Origin of the sequence: Mesorhizobium sp. GbtcB19 (assembly GCF_019091085.1) — a bacterium.
GTDB lineage: Bacteria > Pseudomonadota > Alphaproteobacteria > Rhizobiales > Rhizobiaceae > Mesorhizobium.
This window is the reverse complement of the sequence record NZ_JAGXJY010000511.1, coordinates 1-237: the sequence shown is the minus strand read 5'-3', so window position 1 is coordinate 237 and position 237 is coordinate 1. Positions and strand designations below refer to the sequence as shown.

Annotated in this window: 1 pseudogene; it reads right to left on the bottom strand. The window is 70.0% G+C overall.

Annotation, left to right across the window (positions count from 1 at the left end):
- Positions 1-208 (bottom strand): annotated as a pseudogene (locus KVT37_RS32870) (alpha/beta hydrolase); the annotation flags it as partial.
- Between the last annotated feature and the right edge of the window lie 29 nt (positions 209-237).

Sequence of the window (237 nt, the reverse complement as noted above, 5' to 3'; positions counted from 1 at the left end):
GGAACATTCGGAACGAGATGGTCGGCGGACCCCCGAGCCCGGAGCCGCCATGCCCGCGGCATTCGAGCGTGATGCGCCGGAAGCCAGCGGAACATGTCTGCGCGGCCTGCGCTCCGCCGCCGCCCAGGCCGTGCTGGAAGACGACCGAACGACCCCCGCCCGTGTCGGTAATGCGCAGCCTGGCTCCGTCGCGCAACAGCGTCGCCATCTCACGAGCTCTTTCAGGAAGCGGGCGAC